The organism is Embleya sp. NPDC059237 (assembly GCF_042754105.1).
Taxonomy (GTDB): domain Bacteria; phylum Actinomycetota; class Actinomycetes; order Streptomycetales; family Streptomycetaceae; genus Embleya.
The window spans coordinates 65,500-92,115 of sequence record NZ_JBHZAE010000029.1 but is presented as its reverse complement, the minus strand read 5'-3'; the positions used below and the strand labels follow the sequence as shown (position 1 = coordinate 92,115).

At 70.6% G+C, this 26,616-nt stretch carries 18 protein-coding genes and 1 pseudogene; 7 read left to right on the top strand and 12 right to left on the bottom strand.

What is annotated here, in order from left to right:
- The 5 genes from ACFXKZ_RS49180 to ACFXKZ_RS49160 all read right to left on the bottom strand — a co-directional run.
- Window positions 1-377: NUDIX domain-containing protein (locus ACFXKZ_RS49180; protein WP_380013910.1), on the bottom strand; the 377-nt coding region annotated here is incomplete at its 3' end.
- Between the two features lie 177 nt (window positions 378-554).
- Window positions 555-1,646 carry a hypothetical protein gene (locus tag ACFXKZ_RS49175; RefSeq protein ID WP_380013907.1) on the bottom strand — a complete coding sequence of 364 codons (1,092 nt, stop codon included), beginning with the start codon at window positions 1,644-1,646 and terminating at the stop codon, window positions 555-557.
- Between the two features lie 4 nt (window positions 1,647-1,650).
- Window positions 1,651-2,889: a methyltransferase, FxLD system gene (fxlM, locus tag ACFXKZ_RS49170; protein ID WP_380013904.1), complete on the bottom strand. Its 1,239-nt coding sequence runs from the start codon at window positions 2,887-2,889 to the stop codon at window positions 1,651-1,653.
- 315 nt (window positions 2,890-3,204) lie between these two features.
- A complete protein-coding gene (locus ACFXKZ_RS49165) occupies window positions 3,205-4,107 on the bottom strand; it encodes a 5'-3' exonuclease H3TH domain-containing protein (RefSeq protein ID WP_380013901.1) in 903 nt (300 codons plus the stop codon).
- Window positions 4,108-4,300: 193 nt separating this feature from the next.
- Entirely contained in the window at window positions 4,301-4,954 is a 654-nt protein-coding gene (locus ACFXKZ_RS49160) for a restriction endonuclease (RefSeq protein WP_380013898.1), read from the bottom strand.
- 964 nt (window positions 4,955-5,918) lie between these two features.
- On the opposite strand from ACFXKZ_RS49160, the gene ACFXKZ_RS49155 reads away from it, so the two are divergent.
- On the top strand, window positions 5,919-6,377 hold the full coding sequence (locus tag ACFXKZ_RS49155; protein ID WP_380013895.1) for a hypothetical protein: 459 nt from the start codon (window positions 5,919-5,921) through the stop codon (window positions 6,375-6,377).
- A 949-nt stretch (window positions 6,378-7,326) separates the two neighbouring features.
- Window positions 7,327-7,563: a hypothetical protein gene (locus tag ACFXKZ_RS49150; protein WP_380013892.1), complete on the top strand. Its 237-nt coding sequence runs from the start codon at window positions 7,327-7,329 to the stop codon at window positions 7,561-7,563.
- A gap of 485 nt (window positions 7,564-8,048) precedes the next feature.
- Here ACFXKZ_RS49150 and ACFXKZ_RS49145 read toward each other — a convergent pair whose 3' ends face one another.
- The 3 genes from ACFXKZ_RS49145 to ACFXKZ_RS49135 are packed head-to-tail and all read right to left on the bottom strand — an operon-like array spanning window position 8,049 to window position 15,201.
- Entirely contained in the window at window positions 8,049-10,826 is a 2,778-nt protein-coding gene (locus tag ACFXKZ_RS49145) for an RNaseH domain-containing protein (RefSeq protein ID WP_380013889.1), read from the bottom strand.
- A complete protein-coding gene (locus ACFXKZ_RS49140) occupies window positions 10,823-14,086 on the bottom strand; it encodes a hypothetical protein (protein ID WP_380013886.1) in 3,264 nt (1,087 codons plus the stop codon). The genes ACFXKZ_RS49145 and ACFXKZ_RS49140 overlap by 4 nt, the downstream gene beginning before the upstream one ends.
- Window positions 14,083-15,201: a hypothetical protein gene (locus ACFXKZ_RS49135; RefSeq protein WP_380013883.1), complete on the bottom strand. Its 1,119-nt coding sequence runs from the start codon at window positions 15,199-15,201 to the stop codon at window positions 14,083-14,085. The genes ACFXKZ_RS49140 and ACFXKZ_RS49135 overlap by 4 nt, the downstream gene beginning before the upstream one ends.
- A 112-nt stretch (window positions 15,202-15,313) precedes the next feature.
- Here ACFXKZ_RS49135 and ACFXKZ_RS49130 point away from each other — a divergent pair, with 112 nt between their 5' ends.
- From ACFXKZ_RS49130 to ACFXKZ_RS49120, 3 genes are all read left to right on the top strand, one after another.
- On the top strand, window positions 15,314-15,808 hold the full coding sequence (locus ACFXKZ_RS49130; RefSeq protein ID WP_380013881.1) for a putative phosphothreonine lyase domain-containg protein: 495 nt from the start codon (window positions 15,314-15,316) through the stop codon (window positions 15,806-15,808).
- 926 nt (window positions 15,809-16,734) lie between these two features.
- A complete protein-coding gene (locus tag ACFXKZ_RS49125; RefSeq protein ID WP_380013878.1) occupies window positions 16,735-17,148 on the top strand; it encodes a hypothetical protein in 414 nt (137 codons plus the stop codon).
- Between the two features lie 1,503 nt (window positions 17,149-18,651).
- Entirely contained in the window at window positions 18,652-19,521 is an 870-nt protein-coding gene (locus ACFXKZ_RS49120; protein ID WP_380013875.1) for a hypothetical protein, read from the top strand.
- Window positions 19,522-20,639: 1,118 nt separating this feature from the next.
- Here the strand turns inward: ACFXKZ_RS49120 and ACFXKZ_RS49115 are convergent.
- Window positions 20,640-22,199 (bottom strand): MDR family MFS transporter, encoded by a 1,560-nt coding sequence (locus ACFXKZ_RS49115; protein ID WP_380013872.1) that lies wholly within the window; start codon window positions 22,197-22,199, stop codon window positions 20,640-20,642.
- 142 nt (window positions 22,200-22,341) lie between these two features.
- On the opposite strand from ACFXKZ_RS49115, the gene ACFXKZ_RS49110 reads away from it, so the two are divergent.
- On the top strand, window positions 22,342-22,956 hold the full coding sequence (locus tag ACFXKZ_RS49110) for a TetR/AcrR family transcriptional regulator (RefSeq protein WP_380013869.1): 615 nt from the start codon (window positions 22,342-22,344) through the stop codon (window positions 22,954-22,956).
- Window positions 22,957-23,132: 176 nt separating this feature from the next.
- Here ACFXKZ_RS49110 and ACFXKZ_RS49105 read toward each other — a convergent pair whose 3' ends face one another.
- From ACFXKZ_RS49105 to ACFXKZ_RS49095, 3 genes and pseudogenes are all read right to left on the bottom strand, one after another.
- Window positions 23,133-23,771 carry a HAMP domain-containing protein gene (locus tag ACFXKZ_RS49105; RefSeq protein ID WP_380013866.1) on the bottom strand — a complete coding sequence of 213 codons (639 nt, stop codon included), beginning with the start codon at window positions 23,769-23,771 and terminating at the stop codon, window positions 23,133-23,135.
- Between the two features lie 722 nt (window positions 23,772-24,493).
- A pseudogene (locus ACFXKZ_RS49100) lies at window positions 24,494-24,774 on the bottom strand (CGNR zinc finger domain-containing protein); the annotation flags it as partial.
- Window positions 24,775-25,032: 258 nt separating this feature from the next.
- Window positions 25,033-25,953, bottom strand: a complete 921-nt coding sequence (locus tag ACFXKZ_RS49095; protein ID WP_380013913.1) for an NADP-dependent oxidoreductase — start codon at window positions 25,951-25,953, stop codon at window positions 25,033-25,035.
- An 82-nt stretch (window positions 25,954-26,035) separates the two neighbouring features.
- Between ACFXKZ_RS49095 and ACFXKZ_RS49090 the strand changes: the two genes are divergently transcribed.
- The gene (locus tag ACFXKZ_RS49090) at window positions 26,036-26,605 is read left to right on the top strand and encodes a TetR/AcrR family transcriptional regulator (protein ID WP_380013863.1); all 570 of its coding nucleotides are present in this window, start codon (window positions 26,036-26,038) and stop codon (window positions 26,603-26,605) included.
- Window positions 26,606-26,616 lie beyond the last annotated feature (11 nt).

Here is a 26,616-nt window from a genome sequence, read left to right as displayed (position 1 = left end):
CACTTGTCCGGTTCGAGGACCTCGGGCGTACCGGTCCAGCGCCGGGCGCGGAAGACCATCTGCATGCGCGGGCACGTTCCCGGAGCGTCCAGGAGATGGAGGGCGTGGGCGAACTCGACGTCGTCGGGGTGGATCACCAGCCCGGCCTCCTCGCGGGCCTCGCGCACCAGGCAGGCGACGGCGGACTCCTGCTCGCAATGTCCAGCCAGGAAGTGGTGGGTGGAGGGCGCGTAGAGCGAATCGGGGTGCCGCAGCCCGAGTAGGATCCGCCCCCGGGAGTCCTGTGCGTACAGGTGGACGCCGACGACGTTCAGGACGCCCCGCGTACCGGACTCGACGCTCCGGTTCGGGACCAAGGCGGCTTCCTCACCGCTCATCGGGACACTCCCGACCGCCAGCGACTCCGGGTTCGACCCAGGGTCTCGTGATCAGGCTGTCGGGGGCGGGCGCCGGGAGGGATGGGTTCGATGTCATCACGCGGAGTGTAGGGATTCCTACCGACAGTCGCGGGGTGATGTCGTTCGGGACCCCGGGCTCACGCGCCGCGCGGCGGCTCAGAGTTGCCTGCGGAGCGCGATTTCGGCTTTGTCCACGGCTGCCGTGAGGGCTTGCGCGTGGGCTGCGCAGAGATGTCCGGCGTCGAGCCCCGATGCGGTCAGGACGGCGCGGAGTTTGCGGGTCTGTCCAGGGGTCAGGCGGGAGCGTGCCGGGTGGTGGCTCAGGACGTCGCGGGCGGCGTAGGCGTCGAGGGCGGCCACGTCGGCGAGAGCGTCCTTCACGCGGATGCCGGTGAGGTTCGCGGGTTCGCGGGTTCGCGGTTCAGGCCGAGCGCGGTCAGTGCGACTCGGGCCTGGAACGCGGCGGTGGCCGGGTCGGGGCGGTGTGATCACCGGGAGTACCTCGCATAGGGCGAGGTCGGGGTGCGGTCGTGGGGGTCGGCAGTGGGCGCGCAGGAGGGCCGCGACGGTGTCCTCCCACGGTTCCGTGGGGACGCTGGTGTCGATCATGGCGCGGGCCTGCCGGTCGAGGCCGCGTTCCATCAACGACATGATCGTGATCTGGCGGCCGTCGAGCATTCGGTTGCCGACGCCCCGGTGCGCGGCCATGGTTTCGGCGGCCTCGGTCCAACGGCCGATCCGCGCCAGGGCCCTGGCGCCGTCGATCAGCACGGTGGCCCACAGTTCCTCGCAGATTCTTCGGTGGTCGGCGGCGGTGCCGGTCAACACGGACAGGTCGATCTCCCGGTCGCGGATCTCGGTTGTTCCGCGCCGCCGGCCGGCGTGGAGCAACCGTTCCAGGATCTCGTAGGCGGCTTGGCCGTCGCCTTCGCGGATCAGCCGTCGGGCCAGGTTCACCATCGGCATGAGCGCCATCACGGCGATGTTCCCGGTGAGGCGTCCTGCGTCGGCGAAGGCCCGATGCTGTTTCCAGCACAGATCGGCGGCCAGGTCGGGCAGCCCGACGTCGGAGGCGATCAGCGCGGCGTAGTTGAGGACTCCGCTCGCGCGGGCCACCAATGCGCGGTGGCCCGCGTCGGCGGGCGGGAGGGCCAGGGCGGTGAGGTGGTCGATGCGCTCGGCCAGGGGTAGCCCGGGCGCTTTCGGTCGACGCACCAAAGGGATGCGGGCGGCTATCGCGGGGGTCATCGACTCAGCTCCTGCGCGGCCAGTCGACGACGAGGCGGCTGTTGGGCTTGTCGACGACGAAGCGCGGCTCGGTGGGCGCGAGTTGCCGGCGTGCGTCGCCGACGGCCATGCGGAAGCCGGGTTCGGGTGCGGTGTTGCCCCAGCCGCGGTCCCATTCACCGATCTCGGTGGCGACCTGTTCGGCGAGCGCGGCGGCGTGGGGGCCGTGGCCGATGGCGCCGATCTCCCAGAACCTGCCTTGCTCGTCCTCGCCTTCGCGCACGGTCAGGTAGGCGAGGGTGTCGCCGTCGAGGGCTGCCATGGAGCCCCATGCGAAATGCGGGGTGAAGCCGGGGCGGGATCCGGGCATGCGGGACAGGCCGTTGGGCAGCACGGTCGCCAGGTACAGGTACAGCCACTCCCAGGGGTCGCCCTGGCGGAACTTCACGCCGGAGTAGACCTTGCCGGAGGGCTGATCGAGGACGGTGCGGATCGCCTCGCGGTCCACGTTCTGTTCGCTGAACGTCTCCAGGCGCACATTGCCTTCCCCGGCCATGGGCACGAGGGTGTAGACGTCGTCGCAGACGCCCTTGCGCAGGGGCACGAATGTCGCCATCTCGCACGAGACGGTCTTCCAGGTGCGTCCGTCGCGTTCGAAGGCGAAGCTGCGGGAGATGCTGCCGCGGATGCGCATCGGCAGGACCAGGCGTCCGTCGGGGGCGAGTTGGTCGAGGACCCGCTCGGGGACGTCGCCGGCGCCGACGGTGAATTGGATGCGGTCGAAAGGGGCGTGTTCGGGGAGTCCTGCGGCGCCGTCGGCGAGTTCGACGCTCACGTTCGACGCTCCGGCCTGTGCGAGGTTCTTGCGGGCGCGGTCGACGAGGTCCCGGTCGACGTCCACGGTCCACACGTGGCCGTCCGGGGCGACGAGTCGGCCGAGCAGGCAGGCGTTGTAGCCGGTGGCGGCCCCGGCTTCGAGGATCCTTTGGCCGGACTCGGGGCCGAGTTGCTCGATCTGGGTGGCGACGATCGAGGGTGCGGAGATGCAGGAGATCATCTCGCCGTTGTCGTCGTGCTTGACGGGCACGGCGTCCTCGACGTATGCCGTCCGCAGGTCGACGCCGGGGAGGAACAGGTGACGCTCGACCTCCCGGAAGGCCGCGACGGCGGCAGGGGTGTGCAGGTGGCCGCCGTCGACGAGGCGGGTCACGAGCGCCTCGCGAAGTGCGGCGGGGTCGTTGGCCGGGGGCGTGGTGGTCTCCATGCGAGTGAGGCTAGGGGCGGGAGAGACGGCTCGGTGGGTGGACACGTTGGTTTCACTCCTGTCGGCGAAGGCGACCCGTAGGCCCAGCCATGCCGTTGCCGCCCGGCTTCGTCAACAACCGCGTTCCCGAGGCCACTTCGCGTCCGCGTACACACCGTCCGAACGGTGTGCCCATCCCGCGAGCGCGAGCGCGCGCCCGTGATCGTGCCGCTCACGTGCGCGGGAACGACGCGTCGGGGAGGTACGGTCCGGCTCTTGCCCGCGGCGTGGAAGCGGGGCCTGCGTGCCTCGTTCGCCTGGGACGTGTCGTTCGTCCTATAGGTCGGCGATCCGGTCCTTCCCGGGCGGAGGCGTCTTCAGCGTGGTGGTGTCCCACAGTGCGAGCTGGTCCAGGATTGCGGCAGCGGGTGCGAGGTGTGGTGTGGGGTGTCCTGTGGTGAGATCGTCGGGGAGGTCGACCCGGTGGTCGAGGCGAATCAGGTCGCACCATCGGCGGAGGTGTTCGGCGTGGGCGGCGATGCGCGCGCCCACCGCCCCCACCAGGCGCTCGGAGGCCAGGAGTCGGTCGAGGGTGAGGCCGCCGGACAGGAGTCGGGCGGCGGTGACGGCTCCGACTCCGCGGACGCCGGGAATGTTGTCGGCCGGATCGCCGGTGAGGGCTCGGAAGCACGGCCACTGTTCGGGGTGGACACCGAAGCGGGCGTGGACGTCGGGCCCGGTCTGGACACGTCGCTCCGGTGGAGCGCCGCGGTTGAGGAGGCTGACGCTCGGGTCGGTGCACAGTTGGAGGAGGTCGCGGTCGCCGGACATGATCCGCACCGGCCGCGCCTCGGCGAGGGCTCGGGTGGTCAGCGTGGCGATGGTGTCGTCGCCCTCGGCGGTGTCGTGCTCGATCCAGCGCACGCCGATCGCGTCGAGGGCTGTCTTCACCCACGGCAGGGACGCGATGGGGCTGTGGTTGGCGTCGGCACGGTTGGCCTTGTAGTCGGGGTCGGTCTCCACGCGTGCCGCGCTGCCGTGTTCGCCGTCGAAGGCGACGAGGACCTCGTGATCGGGGGCGTGTTCGCGTTGCGCCTTGCGGAGCAGGGCGAGGGTGCCGAACACGCCGGTGAGGTCGGCGCCGTTGCGGCTGGTGATGCGGGTGGGGAAGCCGAACCAGGCGCTGTAGAGCAGGTGGTGGCCGTCGACGAGCAACAGCGGGGTGGTGGCAGCGGTCACGGGTATCCCTCGGCACGACGATTCGAGGCCTTGACCGAGGCGACCGGGTCCCCGCCGAGAGGCGCGGACGTCGAGGCTATCGCGCCCGGGGCGTGCTTGGGCCACGCCGCGCGGAGCATCGGTGCCGGAGCCCGGGGCGGCGTCCGCGTTCGGCTCCCACTCGGTCATGGGCGGCGGCGCGGATGCGGCCGCGCTACAAGTACACGTCGATGAGGTCGTACAGGTGCGTGCCGTGCGCCCATTTCCCCAGCTCGGCGCGGCCGACGAGGTGGATACCGTGGTTCGCGGCGAATTCCGCCGCCGGGGCGGTGAAGCCGTTGAGCCCGACCATGATCGCGACGTCGGCGCCGTGCTCGGGCCCGGCCGTCCCGTTGAACGCGTGGACGTGCCCGGCGGAAACCGGTTTCGCGAATTGCTTGCATTGGATCACCAGGACGCGGCCCGACCGGTCCTCGGCCAGGACGTCGGCCCCCTTGTCGCCGGGACCGCCCACGCGTCGCACCGCCCGGAAACCGTCACGCCTCAGGAAATCGGCACAGGCGTGCTCGAAATCGGTCGGACTCACCGACTCCAGCCACGCCAACCCGCCGCGTGTCCGACCGGCACGGGCCTCCTCGGCCGCATCGGACTCCTCGACGTACGCGAAGTCGTCGTAGCCACGGCCCAGACCGAGAACCACGAGACCGGCCACGGGAGTCCCGGCCACGGCAGCCACCCACCAGGGGTGTTCCGTCATCCACGGCCACGCCTGTCCCCGCAGCCACTGCCACGACACCGTCGCCGCCCCCAGGACCAGGACGATCCCGAAAACCCACTTCATCCCCCGCTCGAACGTCTCCTCGTCCACCCGACCCCCTGTATCGCCGCCGCGCAATCGGACCCCACCGGCACATCCGCTCCGAACTGCCGAGGTAGGTGAGGCGCAACCAAAGTGACGACCCCGATCGACACCGAGCCGCAACTCCGGCTCCGTGGCCTCACGTCCCGTCATCATCGCGTCACCGAACACACGGGCACCGAGAAACCGTGAAAAGGGGATCGTTCACCCCTCGGCCGGTCGACGTGGGGTACGGGGACGCCCGGATTGCCCGATTCTGTGGAGCCGCAGGGCCGACCGAAACAGCAGTTCGGGGTGATCATCGGGCGTCCGGCCGGACGGACGCGCCCGTTCCCGCTCGCGACCATCCCGAGCGCGGATGTCCAAGGAAGTCGCCGAGTTCCCGCCCGGTGGCGACACCTCGTCGTGTCGCCTTCGCGTACAGCCACCGTCCGACCCCGAGTCGGTACGGTATCGGACATGTACGACTCGACACCTGCTTTCGGCGCCGAGACCGCATGGCGACCGATCGAACCCCTTTCTCGCCACGAGGCACAGGAGTTCGTTCGAACAGCACGGATCGCGTTGCCCGCCCGGCGGGCGTACATGGGGACGTACATCGTCTGCGAGGCCACCGCCGACACCGAGATCCGACACCTTCTGGAACGCTTTCTCCAGATCGGGAGACTGGCCCGAGGAGTCGACGGCACGCTTCGCGTTCGCAGCCCCACGATCGACGGAAGCGACGCGTACGCGTTCTACCTGGACACGGCGCACCCACACGTCGTCGGTTTCCGGGGACCGGCCGTGTCCTGGTTCGATCGTGGTCACGTCCCCCTCGAGGACGTTCTCCGGCGCCGCTCCGAACGCCAAACGCGCATGGAGGAAGCCCGACAGCGCCGCGCGGCGCACGAGCGGCGCATGCGGGAGCAGGCGGGAGGATGCCGCGAGGCGACGCGCGGAGGCCCTCCGGCCGACGTGGCCGGTGATGGCCATGGGTCAGTACGACAGGAACGGCACGGCGGTTCCGGTTCCGTCGCCCCGGCGGCCCGTCACGGACGAGGCCCGCGTTCGCCACGTCGGGCGTGGCCCGCATGTCGTCTTCCACGCCGACGCGCTGAACAGTCCGTTCTTCGCCAAGGTGCCGCTGGAGAAGCGCTGCGAGGCGCTGACGCGCGTTCTGGACGTCCTCCTGCGCAGGCCGAGCGAAGGCAAGGTGAGCATCGGCCCCGGTTCGATCACGGTATCCGGACGGAAGGTCACGCTGACCCTCACCCCGGACTGCGCCATGGTGCGCACGCTCAACCCGCCCCGGAAGGGCGACAAGAACATCCCGCCGCTCTATCGGGCCGAGCGCTGGCCTGTCGATCGTCCGTGGCGACCACGACGCGACCGAAGCAACGCCGAATTCCCCACGGACACGGAAACCCCCACGGGGGCGACCGCTTCGTGACCATCGGCGAGTGACGTCCACACGGCTCGCCGTGAACTTTCACCGCGGCCTCGACGCGCCTGCGGGGGGTTCCCGACACTCCCCCGGGTCGGGCACTCGAGGTGCAGTGCCCGGCCATGGCGCCCCTCGCCTGCGGCCGAGGCCCCGAAGACGTCGACGCCACGAGCCCCAACCATCTCCGCGGACACCGCGTGATGCAGGCGATCCACGTGCTCACCGTTGCCGCACGCAATCACCGCGACGGCGGTGATCCTTCGTCCTTTCGGCTGCGGGACGACGGTTGCCCGCGTGGCACCTCACACGGACGTGGGCCGTGGAGACCACCGGGAGGCTGCGGATGCGAGGACGGCGTCCTGCCCGCGGTCGCGGGCTCGTGTGGCCAGCTTGGCATGAGGAGAGTCGGGCGCAGTTCCTCGTCGGGGGGACGGCGGCCTCCGCTGTTCCTGCCGTGGCCGCCAGGTCCGTCGGCATCCGCCGCACGCGTCGAATCCGGCGCGTGCGACGAGAGGCAACTCCTACGGGTGCGCTGTCCGAAACTGTCTAAGCGGGCCGGGGCCGCCGGCAGGTTTGGTGGGGTGAACAACTTCGTGGAGACCATCGCCGCCGGACTCGTGCTCGCGTGGCTGCTCCGGCTCGCCCGGTGGGCGCGTTCCGGGTGGCGGCACCACCCCGTCCCGCCCGGCCGTCCTTGTTCGCGCCCTTTGTCGGAGCCGTCGACGGGAGTTGGTCTTCGAACTGTCCCCGAACGGCCGATGTCTCGTCCTGCTTGACGTGGCCGGCTCTCCGAGTTGAGGCGTGAGAGGGTCGTCGCGTGGGTGAGAGCTGGAGATTCGCTGACGGCCTCGGGCCGGTGACGGCCGAGTCGGCAGTCGAGACACTCCGGCGAGCAATCGCCGACGGGAGGCTCGAGTCGTGGCTGACGAGTTCGTCGGGTCGACGGCTGGCCGTTGTGAGCAACGCCGATCGCGCGATGGTGATGCTGCTCGACGGGGTGGGCGATCCGGGCGAACACGCCACGGACCCCGGAGCCGAGGGTTGCGGTAGCGGGTTCGTCCTGGCCAACGGGCAGAGCGACGAGTATCCGAACGCGGACACGGTGCCTCTCGCCGAGGCATTCCGGATCGTCCGACACATCGTCTCCGCGGGCATCCCGCCGGCTGACGCGTCGTGGGCGATCGACCGCTGACGAACCGGCGTCCTGCCCGCGGTTCGCGGGCTTGTGTGGCCGGCTCGGCGTGAGGAGACCGGCCACCGGGCTCGTCGGGGCCGGCGTGCCGTCAGGCGGCGGAGACCGGGCCTTCTCGATCGGGGTCGGTGTCGTGGGAGGCGGCTCCTCGGGGGGCGTGCGGCGCGCAGGTGGTGCACCAGGTCGCCCATGCGTGCCTTCGAGTGCCGGTGGCCGTGCGGGTGATGATGCCTGTGCGGGGGGCTACGTAGGTGGCGCAGTCGGGGTTTGCGCACGCGGCGCCGAACTTGTTGGTGGCACTCAAGGGTTACTCCTGTCGTCGGTGTTGGGAACCTTCGTGGCTCGAGGGGGTGTGCACGGCTGCGAGGAAGTTCCGAGTTTCTGGCGTCGGTGTCTGATCGCGGCGAAGTCTGGGATGCACCGGCCGGTGCACGTGGGCGAGGTCCGGCGGTGCTGCGTGTGTTGCGGTCACGAGAGGCAAGGGTTCACAGGTCGTTGTCGCTTTCGCAGGCGTCGACGGTGCGGCGGTATTCGGGGTGGTTCTTGTCCATCTGGATGCCGAGGTGGATGGGGGCGGGGTATCGGGTGCGGTGGTTCCAGTGGAGTGCGTGGTCGCACAGGCGTGCCGCGGCCAAGGCGTGTGCGAGTAGGGGCTGGGTGGCGGGGTGGTGCAGGACGGTGATCTCGGTGGTGGTGTGGCTGTACCAGGTTTCGGCCTGTTCCTTCGCGTCGGTGCTGGCCCAGCGGCTGTAGTGCTCTCCCGCGCGGGCGTATCGGGAGCCGCCCCTGTATTGGTGGGGAAGGTTGCACAGGATGAACGTGTCGTCGCTGTGTTCCATCCGGAACAGGCCGGTCGCGAGCTTGCCTTCGGTGAGGTCTTCTTCGCCGTCGGTGTGGACGAGGCGTTCGATGAGTGCGGGTGGGGCGAGGTCGTCGCCGCCGGAGGTGACGCGGACGACGGCTCGGGGTCGCTGGTCGGCGGGGAGGGTGAAGCCGGGCAGGGCGGGTCGATTGTCGATCAGTCCGTCGCCGTCGGGAACCTTGCCGAGGTGTCTGTTGGCCATGAGCGGCCAAATGCTGCGGGTCTGTTCCCCCGAGGCGTGGACCACATAACCGGAGGCCGTGCGCGCGTGCGCGCCCAGGGTGTACAGGGCGTGGTCGATGGACCTGGGAAGGAGGGCGTCGCGTCGTCGGCCGTCGGGCAGGGGTCGGGCGCGGAAGGTGCGGTTGGCGGTGGCGTAGTCGAGCCAGGTGCCTGCGGTGCGGTGTTCGTCGGGGAGGTAGGCCAGGGTGCGCCATCGGCCGTCGTGGGGGACGAGGGCGACGAGGGTCCACACGAGTTTGGGTTCGTCGGTGATTCGGCCGCGGCGTGCGCCGAGTTGTTGGCGCATGTGCAGGCCGACGTGGACGAGGGGTTCCTTGATGCCGTGGGGGCCGAAGGTGAGGGCTTTGGTCAGGCGGGGGTGGACGAGTCCGGCCACGCGGTTGAGGTCGGCGACGGCCATGTGGCCGCGGTGGTCCGATTCGAGTTCCTGTGCCAGGCGTTCGAGGTCGGTGCCGGCCTCGCGGTTCTTCTTCCGGGGGTTGGTGCGGGGGTTGCGCTTTTGGGGGGTGAGGAATTGGGCGAGGACGCCGTGGCGGGCGAGGAGGGCGTTGACGCGGTGTTTGGCGTCGAGGGTGTCGGGGTCTTGGACGGTGGAGTCGGGGAGTTTGGAGAGTCGGCGTCGGCGGGCCCATTCCTTGGCGTCGTACTCGGTTTCGCACAGGGCCAGGACGCGGGTGCCGTCGGGGGCGTCGAGGCCGGCGAGTTCGGCGGTCAGCGCCGGGCGCCGGTCGTGGTGGTCGCCGTGGGCGAGGAGTTCGGGGGCCGGCTGCAGGAGTACCTCGACGTGGTCGGTGACGGGGGTGAGTCGGGTGTCGGGGATGCCTTCGGCGGCCAGGTCGGGGCGGTTGAAGTGGTAGGCGAGCAGGCGTTGCATGCGGGTGCGCATGTCCTGGGTCCGGTAGAGGGCGAGGATGCGCAGGCGCCGGCATCCCGCCGCGGCGAGGATCAGGTCGAAGTCCTCGTCGTCCAGCAGGACGGTGTCGCGGCCGGCGTCGGTGGTGCGTCCGTGGCCGAAGTGGCGTCCGGCGATCTCCCGGGTGCGCAGCAGGGGTTGTCCCAGTGCGGCGGGCAGGTGGCGGGCGAGTTCACGGTGGGTGAACATGCCCACGCCCTTGCCGAGCGGGTAGTGGGTGGAGTTGGGGATGAGTGCGCGCAGGTTCCCGGGCGGTCCGCTCAGGTCGAGGGCTTCGAGCGGGAGGAAGTCGTCCCCGTCGTCGTTTCGCGGGAAGACGTGTTCGCCCTTCATGCGAATCCAGGCGTCCAGGGCCAGGCGCGTGGTGTGCTCGAGATGGGTGTTCTTGCCCTTGCCGCTCAGGGCCAGGTTCAGGAGCGGACCGGTGGGGTCGCGGGGGGCGAACCAGGCGGTGCGCGTGTTGCGCAGCGTGTTGCTCAGGCGGGAGACGCGGGGGCGGACGACGATCACCGGGCCGGGGAGGCCGGGGTGGGATTTCGCGGCGACTTCGAGACGCAGGGTGGCGTAGCGGACGACGTGTTTCCACGCGTCGTCGCCGCCGGGTTCGGCGGGAGCCTGGGGTGGGCTGTCGCCGTGGGCGGCGCTCCAGGTGCTGGACCACAGCAGGTCGTTGTCCCAGACCTGGAGGGAGTTCTCCAGGTCCGGCCGCAGGTTCACGGCTTTGTCGTCGATGGTCCACGGCTGCGCGGACAGGCGTCGCACGACGGCCCATCCGGCGGCGGTCCACACCCATCCGGGGGCGTCGATGCACGCGCCGGTGCGGGTGATGTGCTCCCACAGCGAGACTCGTTCGGGGGCGGTGCCGGCGATCAGGTCCGCGAGGAGGCTGAAGTAGCCGAAGGAGAATCGATCCTTCGGGGTCAGCAGCAGGGCCTGTTCCCACAGGGTGACGGCGGTGTACAGGTCGTCGGGGTCGATGGGGACGGTGGTGGCCAGGAACCGCGGCGGTTGCGTCTTGGATTGGGGGTACAGGGTGGCGCTGGTGTAGCCGATGGCGCGCAGCACCGTCAGCAGGCCGGCGTAGGGCAGGTTGGCGGTGGAGCCGGTGACGCCGCGGTACTCCTCGCGCAGGCTGCGCCACACGGCCTCGATCTTGTCGGGCAGGGGATACAGGTGGACGGTCCCGAGAAGTTCCTCGTCGGTGTGGCAGGCGAGCAGGGACAGGTGGGTCTCGCGTGTGCTCATCGGATGCTTTCGTGGTCGGGCCGGGTTTCGCGCGGCAGGGGCACGTGGGTGAGGGTCGGGAGTTCGTCGCCGGTGGCCAGGTCGAGCCAGGCGGTCAGGGTCGAGCCGTAGACGCGGCGGAGCATGTGCTGCTCCTCGTCGGTGAGTTCGTCGTGGTAGGCGCGGACCAGGGCGGGGAAGTCGGAGCCGAGGCGGGTGTCGAAGAAGGCGTTGTCCACGAGGTAGAGCTCCACGGGGGTGTCTCCCCGGCGGGCGCGGCCGGCGAGTTGGATGAGGTCGACGAGGATTCCGGCGAGGATCTCCGTCTTCAGGTACGGGGGGAGCCGGCTGAAGCGGGGGTCGCTGCGCAGGAGGTCGTGCAGGCGGCGTCGGGCGGCGCGGTTCTGCACGGCGAGCATGTGGGCGGGATCGGGCCCGGGCCGGCCGGCGCCGACGCCCGCGGCGTTGGTGCTCGCGTACATCGCCGTCGAGGAGTGGAGGTCGGCGACGGGGCGCAGTCCGACCCAGATCGAGGCGATCGCGGAGCGGTCGGTGCCGGGGACGAGGATGTTGAGGGCGCGGGCGACCAGGGGAAGCGGCGCGCACACGACCTTGACGTGGGGGTGGGCGCGTGGGAGGTCCTCGAGTCGGTCGACGGTGACGGTGACGACGCCGGGAGGGAGGGCGATGCCGGGTGGTGGTCCGGTCCTGGGGATCACGACCGCGACCCAGGAGGGTTGCCCGCCGGTGTTGGCGATGGCGTGCGCGATTCCCGTGCCGAGTAGTGCGGCTTGGGGGTACGAGTTGGAGACCACCATGGCTCTGGCCCGGTCGTGATCGGTGTTCTCGAGGTCGCGCAGGTGTTCGGACAGGCGTGTGGTCCACAGGCGTTCGCCGAGTGTGCGGACCCAGTCGGCCTTGTGGGATTCGGGCAGGCCGCCGATGCGGATCGGGTTCCACGCCGTGTCGCAGGCCGATACGTTGCCGGGGCGTGCGGTGACCTTGCCCGGGGTGGCGTCGGTCATCACGTACGCCGGGGTGGTGTGCAGGTGGGTTCGGGCGGCTCGGGGGAAGTAGGCGGTGGCCGACAGGGCCAGGACGCTGCGTTCGTGGCCGGCGCAGGCCAGCGCGACGGTGCCGCCGAGTTGGACGGTGCCGGTGTGGGGGTCGCCGCCCAGGGATTGCACGGACAGCCGGCCGCCGCCCCGGTTGTTCTTGTCGACCTTGAACCCGAACAGCTGGTAGCCCAGTGGGCCGTAGGGCAGGGCGCCGTTGCCGGTGGCCGCGCCCAACGCCCTGGCGAGTTCGCGGCCGGCGGGGATCTGCGGCCCCAGTCCCGCGACGACGGACTTGAGGTGGGTCAGGGCTTTGTGCAGGCTGCCCAACCAGGCGCGGATCAGTAGCGCGTTGCTCACCTCCCGTCGCAGCGGCGCCGGGACCTTGAGTCGTTTGAGCTCGCGTGCGATTTCGACCTTGACGACGGGCAGTTCGTCTTCGCCGACGTCGCGGCTGACCGCGTCGCGCAGGATTTGTGCGAGCGGGGCGAACTTCTCCGGGAATGCCTCCTTCTTGTCCGCGTCGGGGAAGATCGCGCGGAACGCGGCGTATTCGCCGGGGGTGATCGTCGCGTGTTCGTCGAGGCCGAGGAGGTTCTTGAGCAGGACGCGGTCCCAGGTGCCGGGGACGTGCCAGCCCGACCCGGGGCGTTGCTCCTCCTCGGCCTCCGGGTCCAGCCACAGTTCGCCGTCGAGGACGTAGTTGAGGAACTGCTCGCCGAGGCCTCGCGCCTTGAACAGGGCGTTGATGATGCGGCGGTCGGCGCCGGGAAGCAACGCCTCGCGCTGCAGGTCGACCTCCATCAGCAAGGAGGTGCCGGTCGTTCCGCGGTTGGCCAGGCAGAAGTCCTCCGAGCCCGCGTCGCACCACACGCTCTGCAGGCGGTCCACCTCGTCCACGATCAGCACGCGGCAGTGGGTGGTCACGAACTGCAGCACGCTCATCCGCCGCACCACGCCCCGGTCGGTGGCCACCGGAACCTGGACGACACCCAGGAGAAGGTTGTGGTGGTTGGTGACGATGATGTCCGCGCGTGCGGCGGCACGGATCAGCGAGTACTTGTCGCACGTGCCCATGCGGGGACACGCGTGCGGGCCTGCGGACTCGGCCCCGGCGACGACGTCCGCCGGCTCGAGGGTCAGGCAGGGTTCTCGGCCGCGCCGCACCGGTGGACCGTCGGTGACCCATGCCGACAGGTCGCATCCGTACGCCAACAGGTCGAAGCGCTCCTCGCCGCCGTGCTCCATGGCGCGTTCGGCCTGGTCCGCCGTCCGGTTCGGCGACACCAGCGGCACCACACGCAATTGCGACGCACCCGGGGTCCGGGCGAGGCCGGCCGCCACCTCGTGCACGAGCTCGTCGTCGGCCCGGATGCGTTCCGCAGTGGTGAGTCCGTCGTCGACGGTGCCCACGATCACCGCGACGGGCCCGTCCCCGCGCCGGGCGAGCCGGGGGGCGACGGCGTTGATCACGACGGTCTTGCCCACGCCCGTGGGCGCGTTGACGACCGTGACCCTTCCGGCCGGCATCCGAAGCTCGGTGGCGGAGCGTCCTCGGGCGTCGGTCAGTCTGTCGTGGAACCGGGCCAGCAGCTGCGGCTTCCACCGACGCCCGGCGGGGTCGGCGGCGGCCTGCCGGCGGACCGTGCGCAGCGCATCCCTCCGGGAGATCGTCGCCCGGGCGCGATAGGGGGCCGTCCGCAGATCCACCGGGGGCACGAGAGCGTCGGATTCGGTGTCGGGGATGGTGATCGTCGACGGCTCGCGCCCGCCGAAGGTCCATCGTCCGGGACCGGCCACGGGCAACGGGGCGCGGGCGAGGTAGTGGTACTCCTCCGCCTCGCGAACCAGTTCCTCCGCCAGTGCCAGGGGTTCCTGTGCGTGGGCCGCGATCACGTACGTCGCCTCGCGCGGCGCAACGTCCGACGGCAGCCGGTACAAACTCGCCGGATCCGCCGCGTAGGCGCGGGCCAGTCCGAGGAACGGCCCGCGACCGGCCAGCGCCTCCTCGCGCACGTGCCAGTAGCGACCGGCGAGTTCGCGCACCCGCCGCGGCACGCGCGGCCACCGCTCCCACAGGTCCGGACGCGCGGCGGCCCACACGTACGCCTGGTCCAGCGGGACGACCGTCCGCCCGAGGGCGTCACGGAACCCGAAGTACTCCTGGGCGAACGCCAGCGGTGTCGCGACGGCCAACCCGCGCTGCAGCCACTCCTGCGGCGTCACCGGGCCCCCGCCCCGCAGGCCGCGCGGACGGCGGCGACCAGACGCCCGACCGTGGTCACCGTCATGCGGCGCCCGCGCAACCGCGCGGTGAGGAAGTGCCGTTCGCCCTCCTGGTGGTCGGGCAGCACGATCGTCAACGCCCACCGGGGAATGTCGCGTTGCTCGAGCATGTCGGCGAGAGCGGTCGTGGACTCCCACGCCTTGGCGTCCACCCGCCACACCCGTTTGCGCCGCCCCGGCACCGTCACCTCCACGTGCAGGTCGTACTCGTCCGGACGCACCGTCCCCGGCCACATCCACACACGGGTGTGCGGGAGACCGGCCAGCGCGTCCCGCAGCGCGAGTTCCATCAGCGTCGGGAGGGTTCCGTAGCGCCACACCGGGCGGGTCAGGGCCAGGTGCTCGGTGGTGGCCGGCATAGCCTGCACCGCAACGGCCGCCCTGCCCGTGCCCACCAGCGGCACGGGGCCGTCTCCATGGCCGCCCGGGGTGCAGCGGTAGTGCACGCCGCGTGCCGCGTGCGCCTCGCACCGCACGTCGACCGTGCTCCCGCGGGCGGCGACCCGCATCGGCCACCGGCACACCGGGCACGGATACCACCAGCCCTCCAACCGGCACCACGGCCAGTCGGAGACCGCCTCGAAGAAGTCGAACCGCATCCACAGGCCGTCCCACGCCCTGCGCAACTCCCGCACCGCACCGGCCGGATGCTCGCACAGCAGGGCCCGCGCCCGCCGGTACTCCTCCGGCGGCAACCGGCGCAGGATCTCGTACAGACGCCGTTCCTCCTGCTCGGCCCGCACCCGCCCCCACGACCAGTGCCCCTCCAGCGCCGGATGCGGCACCAGGTGCTCGCGGCACAGGTCCTCGACCGCGTCGCGCAGAACACCCTGCTCGTCGAACAGGCACAAGGCGTCGAACCGGTCCCCGGACGCGTCCGCGGGAGGAAGCAGCGGCCCCAACGGGCCGCGCAGGCCACGCCGGAACGCCCCCATGTCGATCGCGGCGGCGCGGTGCGGCGGGTGGACCGCCCGCAGCACCGCCAGGCAATCCATGAGCATCGACGCCCGACGCGCGGGCGGCAGCAACGGATCGCTCTCCGCCGCTGCCGCCATGCAACACGCCGTCAACGCCTGATCGCGCCGCGACCGGGGGTTCGGAAGGTCTTTCACAGCCACGCGCCACAGATACCGACCGAACCGGGCCCGGGCGCATATCGTTTCCCGCGTGTACGAAACAACCATCCGGATGGACCATCGTTCCGCGCCGGACGGCGCAACCCCGTCGAAAACCGTCGACACCCCGTGGCTCTGGGCCCTACCCCCCAAGACCCACGACCCGGACACCGACCCGAACTCGGCCCCCATCGGCGGGAAATGGCTCTGGTTCCTTCCCCTCAGAGCCCTCGACGGCGGATGGCGACGCGTCCGAAAGGCCGTACGCGACGGCCTGCTCGGCCCCAACGCCAAGGTCGCCACCCTCGGCAGCACCTTCCGGGGAGACCCCACCCGCCGCCCCGTGATCGTCTACACCGCCGACCACCGCGACGAGCACGACGTACGACGCGTCCTGGTCGCACTCCGCGATCTCGGCGTCGTATGCGCCCTCTCGTACAAGACCGACGAAGCCACCGAACTCGGCCACTACGGCGACGGCACGAGCATCTACACCAGCCCCGCCGGAACCACCCTGCTCATCCCCCGACGCGACACCCGCAGCTAGCACACGACGCGTCCACAACAACGCCCCCGTCGATCCCGACCGGCAATCGACTCCCACCGGGCGTCTGCGCCCCACGCGGGTGTACGGCGCGTCGTCCTGCTCGGCGAACCGGGCAAAGCCCACCAATATCAGACCCTGGGGCAACTCGGCCGCGGCGACCGGCCGCACCACGCGGCGAACGCGGGCGGGATGTCACACGCCCGGGAAGGGACTGAAGCGACTCAAGATACGGATTTGCACCGCGTTCACCTCCGTACGCGGAATCCCCTCGGTGTCCATCGTCCAAGTACGGTGTGTCAGACCCCGCAACGCGCAACCCTCAACGCGCGCATTGGTTCGGCGCCGCCCGATGCCCCAGTCGACAGCACTCCTCCCCGCCCCCGGTTCAGCCGGGTGACCTGCCCGCATCGTTCATGCAACTGATGGCCGTGACGCAATCGGCGCCGGGGCGCACCGGAGTTCGCGAAACAAGGAGTGGTCGGTCGCTGATGCGGGCGCGGCGGGACCGGGAAGCAACCCCATGCCGCCTCCCCAGCGTGACACCGGAACAGGTGACGCGTCTGGAACGCTGCTGGAACAGACCCGTGGACTGCCGCCGACCGACGAACCACAGTGAACCGGCCGGTCGGTCGCACTCGGGCCATCGGCAGGCGCTCGCGTTCGTTCTCGTCCTCGATCCTTCCCACTCGAAGGGCATGGATCCCGGCTCGGGTCCATCGGCCGTTCGATCCGATGCTCGGGCGGTTGGCGTGTGGTGGACAGAGCGGTGGCCGTGATCGCCGTGCGAGTGCCGCACCACGTTCCGGGCCGGCGCGAGCGAATTGAGTTCGAGCCGGATTCCGTCGGGGGTTAGCCTGGGGCGCATCACTCAGGCCCTTCGTGACATCGCTCCCGAGTTGGACAACTACCTCGGTGCGAGGCGTGCGTTGGTCGATGCCGTCACGGCCGCCTTCCGATCGGGCACCCCCGCCTCGGACGTCGCGCGCAGCGTCGCGTCCGCGTTGGGGCGTGATCGGGTGGAGGAGTATCTCGCCGCCGTCGCCGTGCACGACGCGGCCCGAAGGGCGTTGGACGAGGCCGGACTCGGTTTCGCCGCGGACGTGTCGGTATCCGGGATCGACGTGCCCCGTGAGGCGCGGCTGGTTGTCGTCGTCGACCCGGGGGATGCCCTCGACCACGACATGTTGGTCCGACGGGTCCGGCTCACGCTGCGCGACCGGCACATCGCGATGGACCACCCACGGGGTGGGTACGAGAACACCACGGACGACACCTTCATCGACGAGGCGCTGGTGAACGGGGAGACGGTGCGCCTGGTCGAAGTCCAGCCGCGTGACTGAGCTTTGCCTTGCGCGGGAAATGTCTCCCCGTGCCGAGGCCGGCCGGCCGAGATCACCAACAGCATCCATTTCGCGTGTCGGAGCCGACACGGATGAGCCTCGTCAGCCCTCCGGCCGATCCGGTGACGTTGCAGGAGGCGGTGAAACGGCTCCCGGTCAGCGGGGCTCCAGGCTCTTCAGGATCGCCCGGACGACCGGATCCGACTCGTCGATCTCCCTCGGTGTCACAACGCCGACCGCCGTTCGCGTGACCGCGCCTGGGGACAGCAGGCCCGGAGCGGGCTCCTCCCGCACGATCCCGCAGAAGACCATGGGTCGCGGAGCCCTCGACCCGATAGCCGGTCTGCAGACGGGACAACCAGGGGTGATCCACCGCCACCGCCCCGCCGTTCACCGCGCCGACACGCACACCGCGCAACACCCAGGCCGACCACGCCACGGCACTCCACCGGGCATCGTCACCGACCGGAATGACATCCGACAGATCCGGGTGTTCCTCGCCCACCCACCGCGACGGGTGCGTCTTGCGCAGGACCCATCGCCCGTCCCGCGCGAGCGCGGGGTCCAGACAGGCGATCGCACGCATGTCGAGCGCGACGTGACCATCGGTGATCCGCTCACCATGGATCCACACCTGATCCTTGTCGACGACCCAGTCGCCGAGCCGCTCCGTCGCCGCTGTCACTCGTCGCACTCCCCGGCAGAGATCCCCTTGATCCCTTCACCGTAGGGCAGCCCGCCACCATCCGCCCGCCGACCCTCGCCACCCTTTGCGCGTCGCGGTCACCCTCGGCCGGGGCACCGTCCAACCCCGCGCCCAGCCGGAAGGTGGCTGCGCGACGATCCGCTTGGTCGAAGTCCGCGTACAACAGCCGAGTCGGCTCCGAACGGGACTCGCAGATGACATGTCACCGGTTCGCTTCGTGTTCGCGACGTCGGGCGGGAGAATGGACCATGCCCCAACTCATCGGATATCTCAGCGCGTCCCCCGTCTGCGCGGACGGCCGTCACGCGTTAACCGGGCCCGAACACAACGCGGTGTTCGTGGATCCGGCGCCGACCGACGACGACCTCGTCGAACTCGCCGCCCGTCACGGCCTGGACAAGGTGGAGCGCCTGCCCGCACCCCGATTCCGCATGTGTACGGCCGTCTTCCTCGGCGGCACCGATGGCCGGCCACACCCACCCCTACGCCACCGACGAGCTCGGCTCGCTCAACCCAACACCACCGCAGACCACACCGGGGTCTACGAGCTGGTCGCACTCCCCGACGGGGACCGGCCTCCGGCTCGTCGAACTCAACGGCTAGCCCGCGGCCCCGTAAAACACCCGCGGAATCCCACACCGGTCGCGGTGCGCACCTGATCGAGCCAAGTGCGCGGTGGCGCGGCACCGCGTCGAGGGCCGTCGCAGGCCGCGCTCGTCCCGACGCGATACCGGTCGCGCTGGGTAGCTCGCTGGCCAGGGTCGTGGGCGTGGTGGCGGGCCGGTACCCTCGCGGACGTGATCCACGAGGCAACGAAGGGCATGGATGAGGGCGTTCCGACGACGGCGCGCCTTCGCGGTGTACTGGACCGTGCCGGGCGCGTCGTGATCGTGGAGGGATCTCCCGGCGAGGCGGACTCCGCAGGCGTGGCGAGGATCGTGGTGACCGGTGCCGGGATCACCGGTTTGGCTCGCGTGTTGGCCGTCGTGGACGGCGGCACCGGCGACCGATGCCTGTGCAATGGCTGGCCGACGATCATGGTCTACGGCGTCGAGGGCGAGCCGGTCGCCGTCTGGACGTTGCACCACCAATCTCGTCTTCGGGGAATCGGTGACTGCGATGCCGAGCTTCGGGATGGTCCGGCGCTCACCGAGTGGCTAGCGGAGCGAGGCCTGACCGGGTCTCGGGACGTTCAGGCGGACCTGGCCGCGCAACGGGCCGAGGATGAGCGGCGTCGGCTGCGTTGGCTGAATGCCGCGCCCGCCGGGTTGCGGGACGTGGCCACCGAGGTCTCCAGTCCGCCGGGGCGTGACCGCCAGGCATGGTCGGATCGGCTACGCGCCGCCGAGACCCGGCTTGCCACGCTCGTCCGAGATGGCCATCCCGACGGGATCGGGCGTGTCGGCGTCCTGTTGGCATGGGCCGGGATTTCCGCCGGGGAGTCCGCCGGCGGCCTGATGTGGTACGACATGGCCATCGAGCGGATGCTGCTCGCCGAGGACCCCGACCTCGTCATCACGGCACTCGTCACCGGCTCGCCGAACGCGGCCCGACTGGACGGCGCGGCCCAACTCTTCGGCTCTCTCGAATGGACCCGAGCGCACGGCACCGACCCGATGAGGTTCCTGATGCGCGACGGCCACTACGGTGCAGAGCGATCCGCCTGACGGAACGCCGCCGACCGTCCTCCCGCCACCACGAGTCGCATGGACGCCAGCGGAGCTCGCGCGGGAATCCGTCCTCGAAGGCATCCGATCACGCCGGCACACATTCGCTCGCGAGGCGAAATTCGAATCGTCGCTCCGCTCGGTCGCTCCGCACGGCGCACAGGGGCGGGCGGCGTCGGGTCGCCTCGACGAACACCAGCCGCCGCAGCCGCACCGCCGTGTTGATGCGCACGCACCCGGGAGAGGCGAAACCCGGGCGGGCCGCCGGGACTTCGTCGTTGTTCGACCGGGCGGGGTCGTCCGTACCGGCCGTGCGGGGAAGCCCTCACCAGGCTCACGTCACGCTCGCGCACAAAACGGGTGCTCTTACGGCGCTGCCGTGCGGCAGATCGTGGCTGCCCCTTCGTCCGCCGGTGTGACTGGAGTTGGGGCGTCGGGATGCGCCCTCTCGGGTCGGGGTGGCGTCCGTGGCGGCTGGTTGGATGCGCTCCCATGTGTGGGCACGACTTCGGGGGTGAGCATGCTGGCCGCTGAAGAGGCGCTCGTGGGCGGTGAGCCGCAGGGGCGGCGAGGGGCGTTCGAAGGGCCGGCGCAGCCGGGCGAGCCTGAGGTTGACGCGCCTGAGAACCGGACCACCGGTACCGGCCGCGCGTCGCGTCCGCTCCCGACGATGCGCCCGCCGGCGGGGCCTGTCGTAGGGCGGGTCGGTGTCGGTGGTACACGACGTCGGGCAGCGCGACCCGCAACGCCCAGAGCAGGTCGCGGTCGGTATGCAGCGGTGTCACGTCGCGGGCGAGCAAATGCACGTGCTCCGCGGGGCGCGCGAACTCCGGGACGGGGGTGGTGTAGCGGGCCGGCATGAACTGGGCCAGGCCCTGCGGCCACCCCGTCGCCAAGCGGCCGTCGGCGGCCGCGGTCACGGCGAAATGCCTCAACCGGCCCCGCGGTGAGACCAGATCCCCGCCCGGGCAGAGCTGTGCTGGCGGCTGTGCACCGCATCCGCACTTGCGAACACCACCGGCCCCGGCGCGCGACGGCGCCGGGGCGGGCCCACTTCGACCGCCGGTGGGCGGAGGCGTGGCGGGCACAGGAGTGCCGTGCCGGGTGGTGACGGGGTGTCAGTGGGCGGTGGCGGCGGACGCGGTGGGGGTGTTCGTGGGGGTGTCGGCCGCGGGCGGCGGGCCGGCCTTCTTCAGTGGCATTTCGATGACGAACAGAGCGGCGAGGAATGCCACGGCGCAGGCGATCGCCGCGGCGAGGAAGATGTGGTGGGTGCCGTCGGTGACGGCTTGCAGGTAGGCGTGCCTGGCGGCGGCGGGGAGCAGGTCCAGGGCATCGGGGTCGGCCGCGATGTCGCTTGTTGCGGCGGGTACGCGGGAGTGGAGGGAGCGGGTGAAGAGTGCGCCGAACAGGGCCACGCCGAGGGAGCCGCCGAGGGTGCGGAACAGGTTGATCGAGCTCATGGCTGCGCCCATGTCCCGCATGGAGACGCTGTTTTGGGCGATGGTGGAGGCCATCTGCAGGGTGAGGCCGAGTCCGATGCCGACCGGAACCATGTACAGGGCGGTCGTCCGCGACGACGTCGTGGTGTCCATGGTGGCCAGCAGGCCGAGGCCTGCGGCCAGGAACGCGGTGCCCAGGACGGGGAAGATCTTGTAGCGGCCGGTGGCGGACATCACCTTGCCCGCGATCGCGGAGACGATGACGACGGGGATCATCATGGGCAGCATGAGCAGGCCGGAGTTGCCGGCCGAGGCGCCCTGTACGGTCTGTTGGAACAGCGGCAGGTAAAGTCCGCTACCGAACATGACGACCCCGGCGACCAGGATCAGCACGACCGCGAGCGGGTAGTTGCGGTGGTCGGTGAACACGGTCGGCGGCAGCAGCGGTTCCGCGGCCCGCCGCTCCACCGCGATGAACGCGGCGAGTCCGACCACGGCGACGGCGGTCAGGGTGAGGATCTGCCAGGACCCCCAGGCGTAGGTGACGCCGGCCCAGGTGGCGGCGAGCACGATCGCACTGATGGTGACGGTCAGCAGCGCGATGCCTGCCCAGTCGATCCTTGCCTTGATGCGCTTGGCGGGTACGTGAAGTGCCAGCCACAGCCACGCCAGGGTGAGCACGCCGAGCGGCAGGTTGACGTAGAAGGCCCAGCGCCAACCGAAGTGGTTGGTGATGAACCCGCCGAGCAGCGGGCCGCCGATGGTACCGATCGCCATGATGGAGGCGCCCATGCCCTGGTACTTGCCGCGTTCGCGTGGCGGGACGAGGGCGGCGATGAGGGCGAAGGCGCCGGCGCCGATGCCGCCGGCACCGATGCCCTGCACGATGCGGAAGACGATCAGCTGGGTCATCGACTGGGACAGGCCGCACAGTGCTGATCCGGCGACGAACACCGCGATCGAGGCCAGGTACATGGGTTTGCGGCCGGCGAGGTCACCGAACTTGCCCCAGATCGGGGTCGTGACGGCGGTGACGAGGGTGTAGGCGGTGACGACCCAGGAGATGTGTTCCAGGCCGCCGAGGTCGCCGACGATCGTGGGCATCGCGGTGCCGACGACCATGTTGTCGAGCATCGACAAGAGCATCGCGAGCATCACGCCGAGCAGCACCCAGCGCACGTTCTTCGGCTCGGCGGCCGGCGTTGCGGGGTCGTCGGGTGGGAGGGATGCGGACATGACCGATCGCTCCTTTCGGGCAGGGAGGAGAGGGAGGCGGTCGGGCAGTGCCCCGCGACCGCCATCCCAGAAGAGCACACTCGTAAAATAAGTGCAACCAATGCGCTTTTGAATTTGGACAACCGAAGGATAGGCTCTGCGTATGACCGAGACCGGCGCCGCGCCCGCACCACTCGGGCGCCGTGAGCGCAAGAAGGCCGCCACCCGTCAGGCGATCGCCGACGCCGCGCTGCACCTGTTCCTGGAGCGCGGCTACGACGACGTCAGCATCCGCGAGATCGCGGACGCCGCCGATGTGTCCACCACGACGCTCTTCAAGCACTTCTCGGGCAAAGAGGCCCTGGTCTTCGACCGGCAGGACGAGATGAAGGCCCACCAGCTGGCCGTGGTGCGCGAACGCCCCCGGGGCCAGTCCATTCCCGCCGCCCTGCGTGAGCACGCCCTGCGCTACCGCCAGATCAACCCCGACGACGAACCCGACGCCGCCGCCTTCCTCGACCTGGTCAACAGAACCCCGGCGCTACTCGACTACCAGCACGCCGCGTGGCTGGAGAACACGACGGCCCTGGCCCGGATCATCGCCGAGGACAGCGGCCTCCCGGCGAACGACCCGGCCTGCACGGCCCTGGCCCACTTCGCCCTCGAAGCACCCCGTGCCGCCCGCCACCACCACGACAGGGCCGAAGCCATCACCCGCGCCTTCGACCTCCTGGAACACGGCTGGCAGAGCATCACGTCAAGCACTCGGAGGTCCTGACAACGGCGTCTCACGCGGCGGCGTGCAATGAGCCGGAAGGCGACACCGAGGAAAGCCCGAGGATGTCGTCCTCGGCCCCGCAGGCGCGGTGATGGCCCGCATCTTTGGGCTGGGTGGTTCAGCGGAGGTCTCCGATGTGGATGACGATAATGATCAGGATGGTGCCGGTCATCTCTTCAGGACGCGGTACCGGCCCGCGTGCATGCGGCGCGGATCAGGCAGTTGTACGGGAAAGGTCCGTCGGAGCGGGGCGAGGAGGCGATCTGCGCGACGGCACCCTGATTGAGGCTCTGCCCGGCCCGCCCTGACCGACGAACAGCCGCGCGTCGCGCCCCGCAGGCCGATCGCGGCCGCCGCGCTGCGCGCCCGGCCGGGCCCCGGCGCCCGCCCGCCTGATCCCGCCCCGGGACACCGCACTGCCCCGGAGGTGTCGGGCCCGGTGGGCGGTGTCCTCGTCGAGGATCTCGGTGACGGTGACCATCGCCACGAGGGATGCGCAGTTCGTGGGAGACGTCGGCGGCGAACCGGCGGGCGCCGGCTTCGAGACGGTGCAGTTCGGTGGCGTCGCGTTCGATGGCTTCGGCCATGGTGCTGAACGTCGCGGTCAAGTAGGCGAGTTCGTCGTTGCCGCGGACGGGAATGCGGGCGTCAAGGTCGCCCTCGGTGATCCGGTGGGCCTCCGCGAGCAGCCGCCGTACCGGACGAAGGACGTGCGCGGCGGCGACCAGCGCCGGGACGGGGACGAGCCCGACGGCGGGGATCGCGCGTAGCGGGCCGCGGTGACCAGGGCGTGCGTGTCGGCCTGCTCGCGGCACAGGGACATTACGGCCTGCACCACGATGCGGGTGGAAGTGTCGTCCTGCCGCGTGTGCATGACCGGCATTTCGACGACCAGCCCCGGACCCTCGGGCCGTGTGAGGTGCTGGGCCGCCGCGCCGTTCTCCCGCAACACCGCGGATCGCAGGTGTGCGGTGACCGCACTGGGATCGCCGGGCGGCACGGCGGGGACGAGCGGGCCGTCCTGGTACGAGACGTGGGTGCGCCAGGTGCGAGAAGTGCCCGCGCTGTCGAGCAGGACGATCAGTCGCAACAGGTCCTCGCTGCTGTGCTCTCGGCGCGATTGAGAATCGCGTCGCCGGCCCTGTCGAACGTCAGTGTAAAGGTGATCAGGGCGCTGAACACGGCGACCCGCGGAGATGCGACGACCAGCCGAGGACGAAGACCGCCCATTCCGGTCCGTTCGCGAACCCGGCCGCCGCCCGGGCCGCGATCGACGCAAGGCGGTCGACCTCGACCGATCGGGAAGTCGTGGCGGCGAGAGCGTCGACGTCTCGAGCCGAGGGCGTCGGGCCGCCACGGCCCCGGATCCTCGCGCCATGGCAGGTCTTGAGAGAGGGTCGCTCCCTCTTCCGGGCGAGAACCCGTTCCGAGATCACCAAGGGTCCCTCGTCCGTTCCCCATCCGACCCGGGCGAAGGACCGTTCCGGAGAACGCCGGTCGCGTACGGCGGCTGGGAAGGCGTCAGCGGGTGCGTGCGCTTCTCGCGGTTGCCGCAGACAGCCACCGGATACCAGCGGGCACGGTTGGCGCGGTTGCGGTCGAGCAGGAACAACCGGCACTCGTCGTTGGCGCAGGGGCGTAGCCGGCCAGGCGTCCGCTACTCGATGGAGGCCCAAGCGAGAATCCCCTCGACGGCCGGGCGGGCGTGCGGCGGAGTCTCGACCGAAGACCGTCCGAAGCGATCTCCGGGATCTGGTGGACCCCTTCGACGAGCGGGCCCAACGCGGCGGGAGGGCGTTGTACGCGCACCATGTCTCGTGATTGGGAGTGTCCCGGCCGGGCCCGCCGCCCCGTTGGCGGTTCAGGGTGATGGGCCTTTGCGTCGCCGGGGCACGGTTGCACCCCGGTGGTTGCCAGACCTTCGGGGCCGGGCGGCATGGCTTGGTCCGGGCCGGCCGGTCGTGGGCCGGCGACGAGCGGTGGGACAGATGCCGCAGATATGGTCGGTCTCGCCGCAGGCGTGGGCCCGGGCGACCTGCTCCAGCGCGAAAACCTACGGGTCCGCCTTGTGCCGGCTCACAGTGTGATCACGATTTTTCCGTGAACATGCCTCTCGGCCTGCGTCGTCACCGCTTCGCGAATCCGCTCGACCGGGAAGGTCGCCGCGATCGGAACCGTGATCTCGCCGGCATGGATCGCGTCGGCGATCCGTTCCATGGTGCCCGGACCCGCATCGAGGGCGCCGACCTTGCGCACACCGGGCGGCGGAGCGGGTCCGTCGGCTACGACGGAGATCCGCTCGGGTGCCGCGCCGAGTTCGAGCGCGGTCTCGGCCGCCTCCCTTCCGAACAGGTCGGTCGCGGCGGTAATCCCCTCGGGCGCCAGGTCCCGCACCCGGTCCGCCAGACCGGGGCCGTACGCCACGGGTTCGGCGCCGAGCCCGCGCAGGAAGCCGAACGTGCCCTCGGAAGCCGTGCCGAGCACCCGGGCACCCGCAAGCTTCGCCAACTGCGCGGCGAAGATGCCCACGCCACCCGCGGCCCCACCGATCAGGACGGTGTCCCCGCCGCGGAGCCCGATCGCGGCGAGCGCGGCGGAGGCCGTCAGAGCGGACACCGGTAGCGTGCCCGCCACCTCGTCGTCGACGCCCTCCGGGGTGCGCCACAGGTGGGCCGCAGGCGTCTTGACCAGCACGAAATCGGCGACGGACCGGCCGATCGCGGCCCCGTACACCCGGTCGCCGATCGCGAATCCCGTGGCTTCGGCACCCATCTCGTCCACCACCCCCGCGAAATCGCTGCCGAACCCGGCGGGCAAGGTGATGCCAAACCGCGCCGCCATGTCGGGCTGTGTGCTGATCTGCCAATCCATCGGATTCAACCCGGCAGCCGTGACCCGCACGCGAATCTCGAACGGTGCGGCGTGCGGCTCGGGTATGTCCTGCAGTTCGAGCACTTCGGGACCGCCGAATCGCCGGTAACGGACAGCTTTACTCATCGGTGACCTCTCCTGGCCAGTGATGGGACTTGGTCTCATAACCGTACACCAGTGATGGGACGAAGTCCCGTACACTCCTCCCATGGCTCGCTGGCAACCCGACGCACCGGGACGACTCGCCGCCGCCGCCCTCGACCTCTTCGAGGAGCACGGCTACGAGAACACGACCGTGATCGAGATCGCGGAGCACGCAGGACTCACCAAGAGCACGTTCTTCCGGTACTTCCCGGACAAGCGCGAGGTGCTCTTCGGCACGGGCACGGTGACCGATCTGCTCGTCGAAGGCATCACCTCGGCGCCGCCGGCGGCCGGGCCGCTCGACGCGGTGGCGAACGCTCTCGACGCGCTCGGCCGAACGTTCTTCACCGCCGACCGCCGCGAGTTCAGCGGCCGACGCCAGGCCGTGCTGAACGCCAATACGGAACTGCGCGAACGCGAAGCCCTGAAAAGAATCGACCTCACTGCCTCGATGATCGAGGCCCTCAACCACCGCAGAGTCCCGAATCTGACCGCGCGAGTGGCCGCGAAACTGGGCACGCTCGTCTGGGAGATCGCCTACGACCGGTGGATCAACACCGCCAACAACGAGGACTTCGGCCCGCTGGCACGGCAGGCACTCACCGAAGTACGCGCCGCCGGAACCGTGCGCTAGTTGTCATGTCA